Origin of the sequence: Polaromonas sp. (assembly GCF_039930745.1) — a bacterium.
Taxonomy (GTDB): domain Bacteria; phylum Pseudomonadota; class Gammaproteobacteria; order Burkholderiales; family Burkholderiaceae_C; genus Polaromonas.
Genome location: NZ_JBDTTH010000003.1, coordinates 1 through 16,925 on the forward strand (window position 1 = coordinate 1; position 16,925 = coordinate 16,925).

At 59.7% G+C, this 16,925-nt stretch carries 17 protein-coding genes; 9 read left to right on the forward strand and 8 right to left on the reverse strand.

Translation table 11 applies throughout. From position 1 onward, the window contains the following. On the reverse strand, window positions 1-1,081 hold a 1,081-nt coding region (gene metK / locus ABI660_RS01780; protein WP_348064341.1), incomplete at its 3' end, for a methionine adenosyltransferase. Between the two features lie 177 nt (window positions 1,082-1,258). Between metK and ABI660_RS01785 the strand changes: the two genes are divergently transcribed. Both ABI660_RS01785 and ABI660_RS01790 read left to right on the forward strand, forming a co-directional pair. Continuing rightward, complete coding sequence (locus ABI660_RS01785; RefSeq protein ID WP_348064343.1) at window positions 1,259-2,146, forward strand: lysophospholipid acyltransferase family protein; 888 nt, start codon at window positions 1,259-1,261, stop codon at window positions 2,144-2,146. Beyond that, on the forward strand, window positions 2,143-3,039 hold the full coding sequence (locus ABI660_RS01790) for a lipid A biosynthesis acyltransferase (RefSeq protein ID WP_348064345.1): 897 nt from the start codon (window positions 2,143-2,145) through the stop codon (window positions 3,037-3,039). The genes ABI660_RS01785 and ABI660_RS01790 overlap by 4 nt, the downstream gene beginning before the upstream one ends. A gap of 77 nt (window positions 3,040-3,116) precedes the next feature. Here the strand turns inward: ABI660_RS01790 and ABI660_RS01795 are convergent, their stop codons facing one another. Next, window positions 3,117-4,166 carry an alpha/beta fold hydrolase gene (locus ABI660_RS01795; protein WP_348064347.1) on the reverse strand — a complete coding sequence of 350 codons (1,050 nt, stop codon included), beginning with the start codon at window positions 4,164-4,166 and terminating at the stop codon, window positions 3,117-3,119. A 103-nt stretch (window positions 4,167-4,269) separates the two neighbouring features. Then, complete coding sequence (gene yihA / locus ABI660_RS01800; protein ID WP_348064349.1) at window positions 4,270-4,995, reverse strand: ribosome biogenesis GTP-binding protein YihA/YsxC; 726 nt, start codon at window positions 4,993-4,995, stop codon at window positions 4,270-4,272. A gap of 222 nt (window positions 4,996-5,217) precedes the next feature. Between yihA and ABI660_RS01805 the strand changes: the two genes are divergently transcribed. Further along, a complete protein-coding gene (locus ABI660_RS01805; protein ID WP_348064351.1) occupies window positions 5,218-5,859 on the forward strand; it encodes a c-type cytochrome in 642 nt (213 codons plus the stop codon). Here ABI660_RS01805 and ABI660_RS01810 read toward each other — a convergent pair. Further along, window positions 5,856-6,038 carry a hypothetical protein gene (locus ABI660_RS01810; protein ID WP_348064353.1) on the reverse strand — a complete coding sequence of 61 codons (183 nt, stop codon included), beginning with the start codon at window positions 6,036-6,038 and terminating at the stop codon, window positions 5,856-5,858. The genes ABI660_RS01805 and ABI660_RS01810 overlap by 4 nt on opposite strands. Here ABI660_RS01810 and ABI660_RS01815 point away from each other — a divergent pair. The 4 genes from ABI660_RS01815 (at window position 6,037) to ABI660_RS01830 (ending at window position 11,321) form a co-directional block, all read left to right on the forward strand. Next, complete coding sequence (locus ABI660_RS01815; protein WP_348064355.1) at window positions 6,037-8,247, forward strand: cytochrome c biogenesis protein ResB; 2,211 nt, start codon at window positions 6,037-6,039, stop codon at window positions 8,245-8,247. The two genes, ABI660_RS01810 and ABI660_RS01815, sit on opposite strands and share 2 nt — an antisense overlap. After that, complete coding sequence (ccsB, locus tag ABI660_RS01820) at window positions 8,244-9,590, forward strand: c-type cytochrome biogenesis protein CcsB (protein ID WP_348064357.1); 1,347 nt, start codon at window positions 8,244-8,246, stop codon at window positions 9,588-9,590. The genes ABI660_RS01815 and ccsB overlap by 4 nt, the downstream gene beginning before the upstream one ends. A gap of 85 nt (window positions 9,591-9,675) precedes the next feature. Next, a complete protein-coding gene (gene msrP / locus ABI660_RS01825; protein WP_348064359.1) occupies window positions 9,676-10,674 on the forward strand; it encodes a protein-methionine-sulfoxide reductase catalytic subunit MsrP in 999 nt (332 codons plus the stop codon). Beyond that, window positions 10,674-11,321, forward strand: coding sequence for a protein-methionine-sulfoxide reductase heme-binding subunit MsrQ (locus ABI660_RS01830; protein ID WP_348064361.1), 648 nt, complete (start codon window positions 10,674-10,676; stop codon window positions 11,319-11,321). Before msrP ends, ABI660_RS01830 begins: the two co-directional genes overlap by 1 nt. Before the next feature lie 74 nt (window positions 11,322-11,395). Here ABI660_RS01830 and ABI660_RS01835 read toward each other — a convergent pair whose 3' ends face one another. From ABI660_RS01835 to ABI660_RS01845, 3 genes are all read right to left on the reverse strand, one after another. Continuing rightward, the gene (locus ABI660_RS01835; protein ID WP_348064363.1) at window positions 11,396-12,223 is read right to left on the reverse strand and encodes an MBL fold metallo-hydrolase; all 828 of its coding nucleotides are present in this window, start codon (window positions 12,221-12,223) and stop codon (window positions 11,396-11,398) included. Window positions 12,224-12,306: 83 nt separating this feature from the next. Beyond that, a complete protein-coding gene (gene lysA, locus ABI660_RS01840) occupies window positions 12,307-13,611 on the reverse strand; it encodes a diaminopimelate decarboxylase (protein ID WP_348064365.1) in 1,305 nt (434 codons plus the stop codon). Further along, window positions 13,608-13,946, reverse strand: coding sequence for a lipoprotein (locus ABI660_RS01845; RefSeq protein ID WP_348064367.1), 339 nt, complete (start codon window positions 13,944-13,946; stop codon window positions 13,608-13,610). The genes lysA and ABI660_RS01845 overlap by 4 nt, the downstream gene beginning before the upstream one ends. Between ABI660_RS01845 and cyaY the strand changes: the two genes are divergently transcribed. After that, window positions 13,920-14,267 carry an iron donor protein CyaY gene (gene cyaY / locus ABI660_RS01850; protein ID WP_348064369.1) on the forward strand — a complete coding sequence of 116 codons (348 nt, stop codon included), beginning with the start codon at window positions 13,920-13,922 and terminating at the stop codon, window positions 14,265-14,267. The genes ABI660_RS01845 and cyaY overlap by 27 nt on opposite strands. Here the strand turns inward: cyaY and ABI660_RS01855 are convergent. After that, window positions 14,264-16,567 carry a penicillin-binding protein 1A gene (locus ABI660_RS01855; RefSeq protein WP_348064371.1) on the reverse strand — a complete coding sequence of 768 codons (2,304 nt, stop codon included), beginning with the start codon at window positions 16,565-16,567 and terminating at the stop codon, window positions 14,264-14,266. The genes cyaY and ABI660_RS01855 overlap by 4 nt on opposite strands. Here ABI660_RS01855 and ABI660_RS01860 point away from each other — a divergent pair. Next, the gene (locus ABI660_RS01860; protein ID WP_348064373.1) at window positions 16,560-16,916 is read left to right on the forward strand and encodes a hypothetical protein; all 357 of its coding nucleotides are present in this window, start codon (window positions 16,560-16,562) and stop codon (window positions 16,914-16,916) included. The genes ABI660_RS01855 and ABI660_RS01860 overlap by 8 nt on opposite strands. Window positions 16,917-16,925 lie beyond the last annotated feature (9 nt).

A 16,925-nucleotide genomic window follows, 5' to 3' on the forward strand; every position in this document is an offset into this window, starting at 1 on the left:
CGTAGATGGGGCGCAGCAGGTCCAGCATCTGGATGATGCCTTTCGGACGCAGGTCAAAGTGCTCGTTCACCAGGGCTGAGAGTTTGTCGTCAGGCATGACACCTGTGCCTTCGGTGTACACGGTGACGTTCATCGGACGCGCGACGCCAATTGCATACGCCACCTGGATCTGGCACTGGCGCGCCAGACCGGCGGCCACGATGTTCTTGGCAACATAGCGGGCCGCGTAGGCCGCCGAACGGTCCACTTTCGAGGGGTCTTTGCCCGAGAACGCGCCGCCACCGTGCGGACAGGCGCCACCGTAGGTGTCCACGATGATCTTGCGGCCGGTCAGACCGCAATCGCCTTGCGGGCCACCAATGACGAAGCGGCCGGTCGGGTTGATCAAGTACTTGGTTTCCTTGAGCCACTCCTTGGGCAGCACTGGCTTGATGATTTCTTCAATGATGGCTTCGATGAACGAGGCCTTCATCTTGTGCGGCGTTTCGCTCTGGTCGGGGCTGTGCTGCGAGGAGAGCACAACGGTGTCAATGCTGTGCGGCTTGCCGTCGACATAACGCATGGTGACCTGGCTTTTTGCGTCAGGGCGCAGGAAAGGCAGGCGGCCGTCCTTGCGCAACTGGGCCTGGCGCTCCACCAGTCGGTGTGCGTAATAAATCGGTGCGGGCATCAGATCCGGCGTTTCGTCGCAGGCGTAACCGAACATCAGGCCCTGGTCGCCGGCGCCGGTGTTCAGGTGGTCGTCGGACGCGTGGTCCACGCCCTGGGCGATGTCGTTGCTCTGCTTGTCGTAGGCGACCAGCACGGCGCAACCTTTGTAGTCGATGCCGTACTCGGTGTTGTCGTAACCGATACGCTTGATGGTGTCCCGCGCGACCTGGATGTAGTCCACATGCGCATTGGTGGTGATTTCACCGGCCAGCACGACCAGACCGGTGTTGGTCAGGGTTTCGGCGGCCACGCGCGAAAGCGGATCCTGCTTGAAGATGGCATCGAGGATGGCATCGGAAATCTGGTCGGCGACCTTGTCGGGATGGCCTTCGGAGACGGATTCGGAAGTAAAGAGAAAATCGTTCGCCATTGCGTACACTCCATGAAGTTAGTCGGCGCGTTGCCGGCTTGGGGTGCTTCGGCGAACGCTTTAGCAGTTTGGTTTAATGTCGCCCTGCAAGTTGTTCAGTAACTCGGCGACAAGGACCATTATATCGTTTTCCCTCCACGGTATTGCTCGCATATCCCGGCCCTTCCTAGCCTTTTCATGATTCTGCTGTTTCGTTTTTTCTCCCACTGGTCTTTGCGCGCACTGCATGCGCTGGGTGCGGCCCTGGGCTGGCTCGTCTGGCTGCTCAGCCCCGCTTACCGCCGGCAGTTTCGCGCCAACGTGGCGCAGGCCGGCATCGGTTTTGACGCGGCCCGGCCGGCGATTGCCGAAGCCGGACGTTTTGTAGCCGAACTGCCCAAGCTCTGGATGCGGCCGCAAAACGAGTCCTGTCTCGCTAATGTGCGAGTGGAAGGCCAGATGCATGCCGAGCAAGCGTTTGGCCGGGGACGGGGGGTGATTTTTTTTGGGCCGCATTGCGGCAGCTTCGAGCTGGGCCCGCAGGCGCTGGCGGAGCTGTATGGCCCGATCACCGCGATTTACAGACCGGCCCGCAAGCCCTGGCTGGCGGCGATTGAACAGGCGACCCGCCAACGGCCGCAACTGACGGTGGTGCCCGCCAGCCTGAGCGGCATCCGGCTGATGCACAAGACCCTCAAGGCCAACCAGGCCGTGGCCCTGCTGACAGACCAGGTGCCGCCCGAGGGGCTGGGAGTGTGGGCGCCGTTTTTCGGCAAGCCGGCTTACACCATGACGCTGGCGGCCCGGCTGGCGCTGCAAAGTGGGGCCGTGCTGCTGCCGGTGAGCTGCGAGCGCCTGCAGCGCGGCGAAGGTTATTTCCTCAAGATCTGGCCACCCGTGACAGGTTTGCGAGCGCAAGAATCGCCGCCAGCCGAGGGCGGCCCGCGCACCGGGCCATTGCAGGCCGAGATCCTTCATGTCGTGACGCGCATCAACCAGGCGATCGAGGCCATCGTCCTGAGCCAGCCGGGCCAATACCTGTGGGGCTACGCGCGCTACAAGACACCACGCAAGGACGCGTTTTGAAGCCCCCTCGCCAATGGCTTGGTCGCCTGGTCACCCGGACCGGCATTTACCTGATGCAGGTGCTGGCAGTATTTCCGCTCCCCCTGGCGCGGGCGCTCGGTGCAGCCTTGGGATGGGTGCTGTACGGCCTGGTCGGGGCGCGCCGGCGCGTCGTGCAGGCGAATCTGCAACTGTGTTTTCCCTCACTCGGCCAGGCCGAGCGGCGCCGGTTGACCCAGCAGACCTTTGTGTATTTTGCCCAGGCGTGGCTGGACCGCGCCTGGCTGTGGCACGCGCCGCAGGCCTGGGTGCAGCAGCGTGTGCGGCTGAGCGGCGCTATGCACGAACTCGCCGGCAACGAACCCACGGTGATCTTTTTGCCGCATTTTGTCGGCCTGGATGCGGCTTGGGCTGCCGCCGCTCTGCATTCGCCGCGCCAGTCGACAACCATTTACACCGACCAGTCGAACAAGCTGGTGGATCGCTGGATATTGCGTGGCCGCCAGCGTTTTGGCCACCTGCGGCTGTTCGGGCGGGCTGACGGCGTCAAACCCATCGTGACGGCCTTGCGCGAAGGGCAGCCGCTGTACCTGCTGCCCGACATGGACTTTGGTCCCGACGATTCCGTGTTTGTGCCGTTTTACGGTCTGCCGACAGCGACCGTGCCTTCGCTTTCCCGCTTCGCCCGTCTGGGCCGCGCCAAGGTGGTGCCCCTGGTACCGCGCCTGACGCCTTGGGGCTACGAGGTAGAGGTTCTGCCGGCCTGGACCAACTTTCCGTCGGAAGACCCGGTGGCGGATACCGCTTTCATGAATGCGCAGCTGCAAGCCTACATTGACACCATGCCGGCGCAGTACTACTGGGTGCACAAGCGCTTCAAGACGCGGCAGGAAGGTGAGCCCTCGCTCTACTAGGCCGGATCAGCCCGATTTTAAGTGTTTTTGGGCTCCAGCCCTTGTGGATCGGGCGCTGATAGCTATAAAAACAATAGCTAATGGGTTTGGCCCAAGAAGTTCTGCAGGTAAGCGGCCACCCGTTCGGGCTGTTCATGCACGATCCAGTGGGAGGCGCCGGGCACCTGCTGCAGCTGCATGTCCGGCACGTAGTCGCCCAGGCCTTCGATCAGGGCCGGCGGCAAGGCGATATCGTCGAGCGCCCAGATCACCAGCGTTGGCAGCAGAACTGTCAGGCGCTCGCGTACCAGCGTAATTGCCGCGGCGGCGGGGTCGTTGTGCGGTGGCCCGGGCCGTGGCGGGCGCAGCGGCGAGGCGCGGTACAAGTTGCAGCCGCCGTTGAGCCCGGCGCGCCAGACTTCGCGGTACTGCTCCCTGACACTGTCGGTGAGCCAGGCCGGCTGGCTGTCGCTGCCGTTGGTCAGAAACTGCCACAAGCGGCGGAAGTCGTCCTGGGCCAGCAGCGCCTCGGCGTCCGGACGGATCAGGAAATTCATGTAAGCGCTGGCGGCCTGCTGGGCCGGCGAGTGCTGCAGCTCGCGCAGAAACGTGCCTGGATGCGGCGAGTTGATGATGGCGAGTTTTTTCATCAGCTGCGGCATGGCGGCAGCCAGGTTCCAGGCGATGGCGCCGCCCCAGTCGTGAGCCACGAGGCAGGCTAATTGGCCCCCACGCTTGTCACTGCGCGTACTGCGCTGCCCCCCGAGGGGGCGCTGCGCCTGCGGCCCGGCAAAGCCGGTTCCGCGGCCCCGGCTGGCAGGAAGAGAGCCCCCACGATTGTCATGGTGTGTACCTTCGCTGGCACAGACCATTTCAACCAGCGCGGCAATGTCCTGCATCAGGTGTTTGGGTCGGTAGGCGTCAACTTCCGGCGGTGCACTCGACTTCTCGAAACCGCGCAGGTTGGGTGCGATGCAAAAGTAAGCACCGTTTTCCGGCTTGGCAAAGTGCGCCAGCAGGGGGTCCCAGACAAAAGCTCCCTCCGGAAAGCCGTGCAGGAACATCAGGACGGGCCGGCCCGGGTCACCCGCCATGCGGCAGGACAGGGTGATGCCGTGGGGCAGGGGTATCAGACGGGTTTCAATCATGATGCTATGCATTCAGTAGCTGTCAGCCCCCGTGTTACCTGGGCTACAGGCAGTTTTACTTGAAAAATGCACAAGCGGTAAGCCCGGCCCTGCATGTGGGAATTCAGGCCTCGTCGGACTCTTCTTCCGGTGGCGGCGTTGCTACTGCCTTGGCGGCCTTGTCAGGCTTGACCAGCGGATGGGCCCACTGCCACAGGTGCTGGGCCACTTCTTCCACGCCTTGCCGCTTGAGCGCAGAAAACAGTTTGACATCGCCGCCGCCGGCCTGCAGTCGCACAATGGACAACGCCTTGGCTGCCTCGGTTTTGTTGAGCTTGTCGGACTTGGTCAGCAGCACCAGAAACTTCAGGCCTTCCTCGACCCGCGGGCGGATCACGTCCAGCAGAATTTCGTCAAGTTCCGTCAGTCCCAGGCGCGGGTCGCACAGCAGCACCACGCCCTTGAGGTTGTCGCGCGTCTGCAGGTAATTGCCCATCACCTGCTGCCAGCGGTATTTGGCGGCCTTGGGCACGGCCGCGTAGCCATAACCGGGCAGGTCGGCCAGCACCGCATCGGTCACCCCTTGTTTGCCTAGCGAAAACAAATTGATGCTTTGCGTGCGGCCCGGGGTTTTGGAGGCAAAGGCCAGGCGGTTGATCTGGGTCAGCGTGTTGATGCAGGTGGACTTGCCGGCATTGGAGCGGCCGACGAAAGCAATCTCCGGGAAATCGAGCATCGGCAGGTGCTTGAGTTCAGGCGCCGTGGTCAGGAATTTGGCGGTGTGCAGCCAGCCCATGGCGATCTTGGCTTCGGCCGATTGCGGGGGTTGGGCGGCAAGGGTTGCAGCCATTTTGGCCGCCGCCACTTTGGGTGGGGCCCTTTTGGCCGTGGGCTTCTGCGTTTTAACGGGGGTGGATCGCGGGGATATGCTCATATTTGGGATTGTCCCCCAAGCCATTGTAAAATCACGGAGTTTTGCGCCAAGTTCGCGTCCGGAAGCTTATTAATTTCAGCCCAGGCTGCGCGCCGGATAGCAACGTTCCCTTTAGAGTCAACTATTAAATCCCCCGATATGAAGCTTGTTTCCACTTCGTTGATTGCCTGTTTATTTGCCGCCTTGCTGGCGCCCATGGCTGCCCAGGCCGCTGGCGAGGCTGCACCGGCCAAGGTGGCCAAGCCTGACCTGGTCAGGGGAGAAGCGAGTTATACCGCTGTGTGCGTGGCCTGCCATGCCGCCGATGGCAATTCCGCCATACCGGTGAACCCCAAGCTTTCACAGCAGCATCCGGAATACCTCGTCAAGCAATTGCAGGAGTTCAAGGCTGGCAAGCGCAAAAACCCCGTCATGCAGGGATTTGCCGCAGCGCTTTCCGATGAGGACATGAAAAACATCGCTTACTGGGTGACGTCCAAAAAAGCCAAAGCCGGTTTTGCCAAGGACAAGGAACTGGTCACTCTGGGTGAGCGCATTTACCGCGGCGGCATTTCCGACCGCCAGGTGCCGGCTTGCGCAGGTTGCCACAGCCCCAACGGTGCCGGCATTCCCTCGCAGTACCCGCGTCTGGGTGGCCAGCATGCTGAATACACCGCGTCCCAGCTGACGGCCTTTCGTGATGGCGTGCGCGGCAACAGTCTGCAGATGACACAGGTGGCAGCCAAATTGAACGACAAGGAAATCCGCGCGGTGGCGGACTACATTGCCGGTTTGCGTTAAATCAACCGAAAACCCGCGAAGTCCGTGGGTTTGCCGGGCGGGAAAGCCTCTTTCTTGGGAAAATACGGCGGTGTATCAGCTTTGTATTGAACCCCTGCCGGAATAAGCACTCCATACCAGGGCGGGTCTTTTGCAGAAGACCCGCCTTTTTTTATTGCCGCCCACCAAGCATCACGCATGACCGTTTCCAGCCACGCAGTTTCCACCCACGGCCTGAGGCTCAAGTCCGGCTCGCATGCCTTGCGCTCGGCCGTAGAGCTGCTGTCGTCGATGCGGTTCTCGATCTCGCTGCTCACGGTGATCTGCATTGCATCGGTCATAGGCACGGTTCTCAAGCAGCAGGAGCCGCTTGGTAATTACGTGAATCAGTTCGGCCCGTTCTGGGCCCAGGTGTTTGGTGCTGTCAGCCTGTACACGGTGTACAGCGCCTGGTGGTTCATCCTGATTCTGGCTTTCCTGGTGGTGTCCACCTCCTTGTGCATCGCCCGCAACACACCAAAAATCTTCGCTGACCTGAACCAGCTGAAGGAGGACATCCGCACGCAAAGCCTCAAGGCTTTCGGACACCGCGCTGAGGCGGTGCTGGGCGAAGGGCCTGAAGCGGCAGCGCGACGCATCGGGCAAACGCTGGTGCAGGGTGGCTGGAAGGTCAAGCTGCAACAGCGGAGCACACCCGGCGGCGAGGGCTGGATGGTGGCGGCCAAGGCCGGTGCTGCCAACAAGTTTGGCTACATTGCGGCGCACAGCGCCATCGTGCTGGTGTGTGTGGGTGGCCTGCTCGATGGCGACCTGATCGTGCGGGCGCAGATGTGGCTGAACAACAAGACCACCTATACCGGCGGCGGACTGATTGCCGACGTGCCGGCCCAGCACCGTTTGGGTGAGCGCAACCCGACTTTTCGCGCCAATCTGCTGGTTGCCGAGGGCACGCAGTCGAGTACGGCCATCCTGAACCAGCCCGGTGGAGTGTTGCTGCAGGATCTGCCTTTTGCGGTAGAGCTGAAAAAATTCATCGTCGAGTACTACTCGACCGGCATGCCCAAGCTGTTTGCCAGCGAGATCGTGATTCACGACAAGGAAACTGGCGAGAAAATCCCGGCCCGCGTGGAGGTGAACCATCCGGCCCGCCACAAGGGCATAGAAATTTACCAGTCCAGCTTTGACGATGGTGGCTCGAGTGTCACGCTCCAGGCGGTGCCGCTGGCCATCGGCCGTCAGGCCTCGGGCAAGGCCTTTGAAATTCAGGGGACGATTGGCGGCTCCAGCAGCCTGACCAATGGTGCCGAAAAAATGACGCTGGAGTACACCGCGCTGCGTGTCATCAATGTCGAGAACTTCGGCGGCTCGGGCAGCATGGGTGCGACTTCCGGCGCGGATGTGCGCAAGGTCGATTTGCGCCAAGCCATTGATTCGCGCCTGGGTGCGGCCAACAAAACCCGGGAAAACAAGGAGCTGCGCAATGTCGGCCCCAGCGTGACCTACAAGCTGCGCGACGCGGCAGGCCAGGCCAGGGAATTCCACAACTACATGCTGCCGGTCAAGATGGATGCCGGCGAGTCCAGCCCGGCGCTGTTCCTGCTGGGTGTGCGTGAAACCCCGGCCGAGCCTTTCCAGTACCTGCGCATTCCTGCTGACGAGCAGGGCAGCATGGAGGGCTTTTTGCGTATGCGCCGCGCCTTGGCAGACCCCGTCCAGCGCGAGCGTGCCGTGCAGCGTTATGTGCGGCTGGCCACGCCCGCTGACCGGCCTGAACTGGCGCAGCAACTCTCTGCTTCTGCATCACGCGCCCTGGCCTTGTTTGCCGGGTCCGACCAGGCTGACGGCGCGGCCAAACCGCTGGCTGGCCTGCAGGCCATTTCTGACTTCATGGAGACCAATGTTCCGGAGTCCGAGCGCAACCGGGCGGGCGAGGTGCTGGTGCGCATTCTCAATGGTGTGCTGTTTGAGTTGCTTCAATCCACACGCGAGCAAAACGGCCTGAAACCTTTGCCGCTGGATGAAAAAACCCAGGCTTTCATGGCACAGGCCGTGTTGTCCCTCAGTGATGCGCACCACTACCCGGCACCCATGGCGTTTGCGTTGAAGGACTTCACGCAACTGCAGGCTAGCGTTTTCCAGGTGGCACGTACGCCCGGTAAAAACATTGTGTACCTGGGTTGCGCACTGTTGATTCTCGGCATTTTCGCCATGCTTTATGTGCGCGAGCGTCGCCTCTGGGTCTGGCTTGCGCCGGCTGGAGAAAACGTGGATTCCACAGAGTCCGGAAAAAGGCCAGAATCGGGTGGAGGCAGCCAGGCCACCATGGCTATGTCGACCAACCGCCAGACCATGGACGGCGGCAAGGAATTCGAAATGCTGAAGACAAAACTTTTACAGGTGCCACGATGAACACCACCACCCTGAGCTCGCGAACCACCGACGCGAACACCATCAGCCTGCAGCAAGGGTATTTCGCCAAACGCAATGCGCTCGACTGGATTTTCGCGGTCATAGCGCTGGTGGGCGGGCTGTATGCCTTCGCCCGCTACAGCGCTTTCATGGATGGTTACGAAAAAGGCATCCTGCTCGGGGCGATTCCTGCTGCCATTGCCATGGGCTGGTTCTGGCGACCGCTGCGCGTTCTGATGTTGCTGGTGGCGGGGTTCTCCTTGCTCGGCATCATGTCCTACCAGGGTGATCTGGCACGCGCGGAGCAGGTGTTCTGGCTCAAGTATTTCCTGTCCAGCCAGTCAGCCATCCTGTGGATGAGTGTGCTGTTTTTCATGAGTACCGCGTTCTATTGGCTCGGCATGTTTGCCCGGGGGCAGAGCGGCACGATGGAGTCGCTGGGCTCCCGGATCGCCTGGGTGGCTGTAGGCATGGCGCTGGTCGGCACCATGGTGCGCTGGTACGAAAGTTACCTGATCGGTGCAGATGTCGGCCACATCCCGGTGAGCAATCTGTACGAGGTGTTTGTGCTGTTCAGCTGGATGACAGCCGCGTTTTACCTCTACTTTGAAGCGCAGTACAAGACCCGTGCCATGGGGGCTTTTGTCATGCTGGTGGTCAGCGCTGCGGTGGGATTTCTGCTTTGGTACACCGTGGTCCGCGAGGCGCATGCAATCCAGCCGCTGGTACCTGCTCTCAAAAGCTGGTGGATGAAGCTGCATGTACCCGCCAACTTTATCGGTTACGGCATGTTTTCATTGGCAGCCATGGTGTCGCTGGCCTACCTGATCAAGCAGCAGGCGCTGGAGACACGCTGGTACAAACTGACGCCGCTGTGGCTGCTGGGTGTGGTGCTGTGTTTTGTGCCGGTTGTTTTTCGCAAGTCATCCGAAGTAGGTGGCGGCAATTATTGGCTCGGGTATCTGCTGGTTTCCGGCCTGATTGCTGCGGGTATTTTGCTGGGCCGCCAGCGGATTGCCGACCGCCTGCCGAGTGCCGAAGTGCTCGACGACGTGATGTACAAGGCCATTGCCGTTGGTTTTGCGTTTTTCACCATTGCCACCGTGCTCGGCGCCCTTTGGGCTGCAGAGGCCTGGGGCGGGTACTGGAGCTGGGACCCCAAGGAAACCTGGGCGCTGATTGTCTGGCTCAATTACGCCGCATGGCTGCACATGCGGCTGATGAAGGGCTTGCGGGGCACTGTGGCGGCTTGGTGGGCGCTCGTTGGGCTGGCTGTGACTACGTTTGCCTTTCTGGGCGTCAACATGTTTCTTTCGGGTTTGCACAGTTACGGGGAGCTGTAGCCGCAGCTTCCGGGGTTGAATCCTTGTAAGAAATGGCTGCGTACCCAGACTAACCCTCAACCATTCACGACAACAAGGACACAAGATGTTGATCAAAACCCCTACGAGCGGCTTTAGTCATCCGGTCTCCAGCGAGATCACGCCGCAAGGTGTCTACCAGCAACGGCGCGACCTGATCAAACTGATGGCTACCGGGGCAGCAGGCACAACCATCGCCTCCTGGGCCGGCCGTGAAGCCATGGCACAGGCTGTCACCAAACCCGGGAAGCTGGCCGCTTTGCCTGGCGGCAAGTCAGCGGTGGCTGGCGCGGTCACCATGGAGAAAGTCACGGACTACAAAGACGTGACGAGCTACAACAACTTCTACGAATTCGGCACCGACAAGGCGGATCCGGCAAAAAATGCCCACACCCTGGTGACCAAGCCCTGGACGGTGGCGGTTGAAGGCCTGGTCAAGCAGCCCAGAACTTATGCGATCGAAGATCTGATCAAGCTCAGTGCACAGGAAGAACGTATCTACCGCCTGCGCTGCGTTGAAGGCTGGTCCATGGTGATCCCTTGGGTCGGCTATTCGCTGGCGGAGCTGATCAGGAAGGTCGAGCCGCTGGGCAATGCCAGATACGTTGAGTTCATCACCCAGGCGGACCCTAAAACCATGCCTTTTGTCGGCTCACGTGTGCTCGACTGGCCTTATGTCGAGGCGCTGCGCATGGATGAGGCGATGCACCCCTTGACCCTCCTGAGCTTTGGCATATACGGCGAAGTACTGCCTAACCAGAGCGGCGCCCCGGTGCGCCTGGTGGTGCCGTGGAAATACGGCTTCAAAAGCGGCAAGAGCATCGTCAAGATCCGTTTCACCGACAAGGAACCGCGCACCGCATGGAACAAAGCCGCGGCCAATGAATACGGCTTCTATTCCAATGTGAACCCGAACGTGGACCACCCGCGCTGGAGCCAAGCCACGGAACGCCGTATCGGTGAGGATGGCTTGTTTGCGAAGAAACGCAAGACGCTGATGTTTAACGGGTATGAGGCGCAGGTCGGCCAGCTTTACGCCGGCATGGATCTCAAGAAGAACTATTGATGAAGACCGTCAATGCGGTATTGCTGCACCCGGCAGCCAAGCCGCTGGTATTTGTTTTGGCCCTGCTGCCTTTTGCCTGGCTGTTCTACGGAGCCTTAACCAACAACCTGGGTGCCAACCCAGCCGAGCACCTGATACGCGCCACCGGCGACTGGACCTTGCGCTTCCTGTGCATCGTGCTGGCCGTGACGCCCTTGCGCGTGATCAGCAGCACACCGGCGCTGGCGCGCTTTCGCCGCATGCTGGGCCTCTTCGTCTATTTTTATGTGCTGGTTCATTTGCTCAGCTACAGCTGGTTTGACATGGGCTTTGATCTGGCCGACATCCTCAAGGACATCATCAAGCGCCCTTTCATCCTGGTGGGATTTAGCGCTTTTCTGCTACTGACACCGCTGGCTGCGACCTCTTTCAACGCCGCCATACGCAAACTGGGTGCGAAGCGCTGGCAAATGCTGCACAAACTGGTGTACCTGATCGCGGGCCTGGGCTTGCTGCATTTTTTCTGGATGCGCTCAGGAAAAAACGACTTTGCCGAAGTGTTTGTTTATGCCGGGATCATTGCCGTCCTGCTGGGATGGCGCCTTTGGCAGCATTGGGGGCGCCGCCAGAGCCGCGCTGTGCCACAAAACACCGCTACCCTGCAGTGAGCGTGCGAAAGCGCTACTAAATCAGGAGCTGATTACGACCAACTCATAAGGGCTGGGGCCGGTTTTCCTTGATTTCAGCCGTTCACGGCACGTAGCGCCGGACGGATCTGGCGGGCGATCGGATCAATGCTTGCTGTGGGCAACTGATAAGCACGATCATCAAACAGGTCGATGCCGCACATCAAGTTCTCAACCCAGTCGAAGAACTCGTTCACAGCCTGCTTACCCACAATGGGCGCGCCATGCTGCGGCACCAGCATGGCGATGTCCATCGAACGCACCATGCTGACCCAAAGGCGCAGGATTTTGTTGGACACCATATAACGCCGGTGAAAACCTTCCATCAGGGGGATGTGGGGCTTGAGGCTGGTGACGGGCTGACGTGCCTGCACGCCAGACATCATGGACACGCCCAGGTCGCCCGTGAACAGGATGCGGCTCACGGGATCGTAGAAATGGAAATTGCCTTCGGAATGCATGAAATGGGCTGGGACGAGCCAGAGTTCATTATTTCCCAGGGGCAGGCGCCCACCGGCATCGGGAACGCCAATCACGCGCTTGTCGGTTTTTCCGACCTTGGTGAAGTGCGGAACAAAACGCTCCCATACCCGCGAAATTACCAGCAGGGCCTGGGTGCTGCTCATCCAGCGGTCCAGCGAGGCGATGATGTCGGGGTCCGCGTGCGAAGCAATCACATAGGACAGCTTGTACGGTGGAAAGTGCTGCGTCATGCCCATGAAGAGCTCGTTGTACGCCAAGTTGCCACCGGGGTCGATGATGGCACCGGTGCCGTTGTCAACGATGAGAAACTGGTTGGCTTGAACCGCCTGTCCGTCTTCTTCAATGAGATCGGTGAACATCAGGCAGATGTGATTTTTGTCGCGGTAAAGTTCCAGGGGCATGGTGCTTGCCGTTGCGTTGCTGAAAGCCAACTGTAGACTTACCCCCGCGGCAAGCCCTTGATGAATATCAAGGGCTGATGGTTTCAGGGCAGCAATTTTTCACCACGGAAGGTGTCGACGGCTGTTTCGCGCGCACGTATGAGATGCGCCTGGGTACCATCCACCAGAATCTCGGCGGCGCGACCGCGGGTGTTGTAGTTACTGGCCATGCTCATGCAATACGCGCCTGCCGACAGCACGGCGAGGCGATCACCCGCGACAACGGGCAGGGTACGGTCGCGACCGATCCAGTCACCACTTTCGCAGACCGGGCCAACCACATCGTAGACCTTGTCTGGTGTGTCACGACGCTGCACCACAGGCACGATGCCGTGAAAGGCCTGGTACATGGCAGGCCGCGGAAGGTCGTTCATTGCAGCATCAATGATGCAGAAATTTTTCTCCTCGCCGGGTTTTAGATAAAGCACCTCGGTCAGGCAGACACCGGCATTGCCTACCAGCGAGCGGCCCGGTTCGACCATCAGTTTTTTGCTGCCGTAACCGCGTGAATCGAGTTTGCCGAGCAATTCCTGCCACAGCGCATCCGCTGCGGGTGGCGCGTCCTGGTTGTAATTGATACCAAGGCCGCCACCAAAATCAATGTGCTCAATCGGAATTCCCGAGGCCTCTATGCTTTGGACCAGATCCAGCACTCGATCCATCGCGTCCAGATAAGGGGTGGACTCGGTAATCTGCGAGCCGATATGACAGTCGATGCCGACCACCTGCAGACCTTTGAGTGATGCCGCATGCCGGTAAATCCGCAAGGCGTCCTCGTGGGCCACACCGAACTTGTTGCCCTTGAGACCCGTCGAGATGTAGGGGTGGGTTTTCGGATCAACATTGGGGTTGACGCGAATACTGATCGGTGCGATGCGGTTCATGGCCAGTGCCACACCGGACAGCACATCCAGTTCGGCCTCGCTTTCGACGTTGAAGCAAGCAATGCCAGCCTCCAGCGCCTGCTGCATTTCCGGGCGCGTTTTGCCGACACCCGAGAAGATGACCTTGCGCATATCTCCACCGGCTGCCCGTACACGTTCAAGTTCGCCACCGGAAACGATGTCAAAACCGCAGCCGGCGCGGGCGAAAACCTGCAGCACGCCCAGCGAAGAGTTGGCTTTCATGGCATAACAAATCTGCGCGTTGCGGCCGGCAAAGCCCCGCTGGTAGGCGGCCAGCGCACCCAGCATGGCAGCCTTGGAATACACGAACACAGGGGTTCCGTGCTGGCTGGCCAGTGCGTCCAGGCGAACGCCTTCCATGTACAGGTCGTCCTGTCGGTAGACCAGTTGCGGTGCGCCTGGAAGGACGCCTGACGACGCGGCGGGTTGGGCGGATGTTTTCATCGAGAGGGCAGCAGGGCGGGGCCGGACGCGGGCGGCGCAGCTGGAAGATCCGTTGTCGCATTTGTTGCGCCTACCGGCGCGCTGGCTGAAGCGGCAGGTGTGGGTGCTGTGGACGGGGAGACGCTTGCCGGAAGCACTTTGGGTGGAGGTGGCATGAACAGCGGGCCTTTCTGGCCGCAGGCCACGAGGCAAGCCGCGGCAGTCGCAGCCCATGCGATTCTTGAAAGGCCATGAGCCCGGGAGGCAGGCGTGCTGCGGCCTAAAATTTGAAAACGAATTTGAAATCTTGCAAACATGATGGGATTGTAATGACCGACCTTGACTATCTTGACCATGCTGAGGCTGCACTCAAGGCAATCGAAGTAGCGTGTGACCGCATCAACGATGAAACGGATGCCGACATCGACAACCAGAGGACAGGCGGCATGATCACGCTGACTTTTGCCAACCGCAGCCAGATCGTCATCAATCTGCAAAAACCGCTGCAGGAAGTATGGATGGCTGCTCGCGCCGGCGGATTTCACTACAGGCTCAATGAGAACCGATGGATCGACACCAAGGACGGCAGCGAACTGTTTGCAGGCTTGTCGCGCTATGCCAGTGAGCAGGCCGGCCAACCGCTGGTGTTCAGCGCGCCACCCGTTGCCCGCCTTTAGTTTTTGAACAGGTCCAGAATCCGGCGCCGTTCGTCGCTCGGAGGAGGAGTCTGGATGGCGGCTCCCGGTGGAACCGGTTGACCGGTGACCGGAACATCTGGACCTGCACCCGAACCTGCAGCAGGCCGGTCGCCTAGACCCACACTGCTGACACCGGAACCTTTGGCGTATTCGTCATAAAACCATTCACCACCGATGTTGACCACCCCCTGGGGGGCTGAAAATTCAGTGACGGGCACCCCTTTAAGCGCATATTCCATGAAATTGATCCAGACCGGCAGGCTCAATCCTCCCCCGGTTTCCCTATCACCGAGCTTTCTCGGGTTGTCATAACCCATCCATACCGCTGCCGTGAGTGTTGGCTGGAAGCCCACAAACCAGGTGTCAATCGAGTCGTTGGTCGTGCCTGTTTTGCCATAGAGGTCTGGCCGCTTCAAGGTCGCCTGGGCTCGGGCAGCCGTGCCTGAGCGGGCAACTTCCTGCAAGAGGCTGGACATGATGAAAGCGTTCCGTGCCTCAATGCCGCGTACGGAGTCATCGAGAATCGGAACCGGGCTTTCTACTACCACCTTGCCTTTCTGGTCGGTAATTTTGGTGATCAGATAGGGGTTGATGCGATAACCTCCGTTGGCAAAAACCGAATAACCGATGGCCATCTGCAACGGTGTCACTGAGCCGGCGCCCAGTGCCATCGTCAGATAGGCCGGGTGTTTGTCGGCGTCAAAACCAAAGCGGGTTATCCATTCCTGGGCATATTTGGGGCCTATTGCTTGCAGTATCCGGATGGAAATCATGTTTTTCGATTTGGCCAGGCCGCGGCGCAGGCTCATCGGGCCATCGAAGGTGCCATCGTAGTTCTTCGGTTCCCACGGTTGGCCACCGGTAACGCCGGCATCAAAAAACAGGGGAGCATCGTTAACAACTGTGGCTGGCGTGAATCCCTTTTCAAGTGCAGCTGAATAGATAAATGGCTTGAAACTGGAGCCGGGTTGCCGCCAGGCTTGTGTCACATGGTTGAACTTGTTCTTTTCGTAGTCAAACCCGCCGACCAGCGCCCGGACAGCGCCGTTGCGCGGGTCCAGGGCAACAAAAGCGCCTTCGACCTCCGGCAGCTGTGTTATTTCCCAAGTGTTTTTGGGTGTTCTGGCTACACGGATCAAGGCGCCCGGACGGATTCTGATGTTGGGTGCAGCTTTCTCGGACAGGCCCGATTGGGCGGGCCTGAGCCCTTCACCGGTGATTTCGATGGTTTCGCTATTTTGGCGGACCGCCACGATTTTTTTAGGCCCTGCTTCCAGTACCACCGCCGACATCACATCATCGTTGTCCGGACTCTCGACCAATGCATCGTCAATGGCTTCCTCCACCTCCTTGGGGTCCTTGGGCAAGGCAATGAATTTTTCCGGGCCGCGGTAAATTTGCCGCCTTTCATAGTCCATGATGCCTTTGCGCAAGGCCTTGTAAGCCATTGCCTGGTCTGCCGCACGCAAGGTTGTATATACATTGAGGCCGCGCGTATAGGTCTCGTCGCCATACTGGCTGTAAACCAGTTGGCGTACCGTTTCTGCCACAAATTCAGCATGCACCCGTCCTGCATCGGGCCCTGATCTGACCTTGAGCTCCTGGTTTTTGGCTACCGCGGCCTGCTCGGGCGTGATAAAGCCGTTTTCTTCCATGCGCTCAATGATGTAACGCTGGCGTGCCTTGGCCCGCCTGGGATTGCTGATCGGGTTGTAGGCTGACGGGGCTTTGGGCAGGCCTGCCAGCATGGCTGCTTCGGCAATACTGATGTCTTTCAGCGGTTTGCCGAAGTAGATTTCGGATGCCGCCGCAAAGCCATAGGCACGCTGCCCGAGAAAGATCTGGTTCATATAGATCTCCAGGATCTGGTCCTTGCTCAGAAGGTGCTCCAGCTTGAAGGTCAGGAGGATCTCGTAGATCTTGCGGGTATAGCTTTTTTCTGTCGACAGATAGACATTGCGGGCAACCTGCATGGTGATGGTAGAGGCGCCCTGGCTTTTGGCGCGTCCCACGTTGGCGAGGCCAGCACGGATCACGCCAATGTAATCGACGCCGCCGTGAGAGAAAAACCGCGCGTCTTCAATTGCCAGTACCGCATCCTTCATTACCTTGGGAATCTCGCCAATCGGCGTGAGATTGCGCCGTTCTTCCCCGAACTCGCCAATCAGCACGGCATCCGCCGAATAAACCCGCAGAGGCAGTTTGGGCCGATAGTCCAGCAGATCGGACACATCGGGCAGGTTGGGGTAGGCAACCGCCAGTGCGACGGCAATGATCATCAGCAAGGATACAAGCCCGGCGAGTGCAATTCCCGCGGTCCAGGCAAAAACCTTGAGCAGCCCTGGCAACCACGTGAACTGGTTGGCGGGGGCGGAGCGGGATTCAGAAGTCGAAGAGTTTGACGGCATGAGGTTGAGCGTAAGTTCGCACCAGCATTATAAAAACCGCCTGTTCAGGAAGATTTTTCCGCTGGCTGGAGATTTCATGTTTTGCAATTATTGGTTGATCACCGAGTTGGCCTTAATCCAGCCAGAGCATCAAAAGCGTCGGCTTTTGACAACGGTGATAGTAAGCCAAAACCGGAAAATCCTTTGTTGTACAAGGATCTTACTGATAGCATTCAAGTGATTTCTTAAG

Bases quoted from the DNA above. Each gene is read 5' to 3' on its own strand.
- ABI660_RS01795 (WP_348064347.1), bottom strand. From the start codon at position 4,166: ATGATTGAAACCCGTCTGATACCCCTGCCCCACGGCATCACCCTGTCC.
- msrP (WP_348064359.1), top strand. From the start codon at position 9,676: ATGTTGATCAAAACCCCTACGAGCGGCTTTAGTCATCCGGTCTCCAGC.
- ABI660_RS01810 (WP_348064353.1), bottom strand. From the start codon at position 6,038: ATGCGTGATGCTTGGTGGGCGGCAATAAAAAAAGGCGGGTCTTCTGCA.
- cyaY (WP_348064369.1), top strand. From the start codon at position 13,920: ATGACCGACCTTGACTATCTTGACCATGCTGAGGCTGCACTCAAGGCA.
- ABI660_RS01815 (WP_348064355.1), top strand. From the start codon at position 6,037: ATGACCGTTTCCAGCCACGCAGTTTCCACCCACGGCCTGAGGCTCAAG.
- yihA (WP_348064349.1), bottom strand. From the start codon at position 4,995: ATGGCTGCAACCCTTGCCGCCCAACCCCCGCAATCGGCCGAAGCCAAG.
- ABI660_RS01835 (WP_348064363.1), bottom strand. From the start codon at position 12,223: ATGCCCCTGGAACTTTACCGCGACAAAAATCACATCTGCCTGATGTTC.
- ABI660_RS01805 (WP_348064351.1), top strand. From the start codon at position 5,218: ATGAAGCTTGTTTCCACTTCGTTGATTGCCTGTTTATTTGCCGCCTTG.
- ABI660_RS01785 (WP_348064343.1), top strand. From the start codon at position 1,259: ATGATTCTGCTGTTTCGTTTTTTCTCCCACTGGTCTTTGCGCGCACTG.
- ABI660_RS01855 (WP_348064371.1), bottom strand. From the start codon at position 16,567: ATGATCATTGCCGTCGCACTGGCGGTTGCCTACCCCAACCTGCCCGAT.
- ABI660_RS01845 (WP_348064367.1), bottom strand. From the start codon at position 13,946: ATGGTCAAGATAGTCAAGGTCGGTCATTACAATCCCATCATGTTTGCA.
- ABI660_RS01830 (WP_348064361.1), top strand. From the start codon at position 10,674: ATGAAGACCGTCAATGCGGTATTGCTGCACCCGGCAGCCAAGCCGCTG.
- lysA (WP_348064365.1), bottom strand. From the start codon at position 13,611: ATGAAAACATCCGCCCAACCCGCCGCGTCGTCAGGCGTCCTTCCAGGC.
- ccsB (WP_348064357.1), top strand. From the start codon at position 8,244: ATGAACACCACCACCCTGAGCTCGCGAACCACCGACGCGAACACCATC.
- ABI660_RS01860 (WP_348064373.1), top strand. From the start codon at position 16,560: ATGATCATCAGCAAGGATACAAGCCCGGCGAGTGCAATTCCCGCGGTC.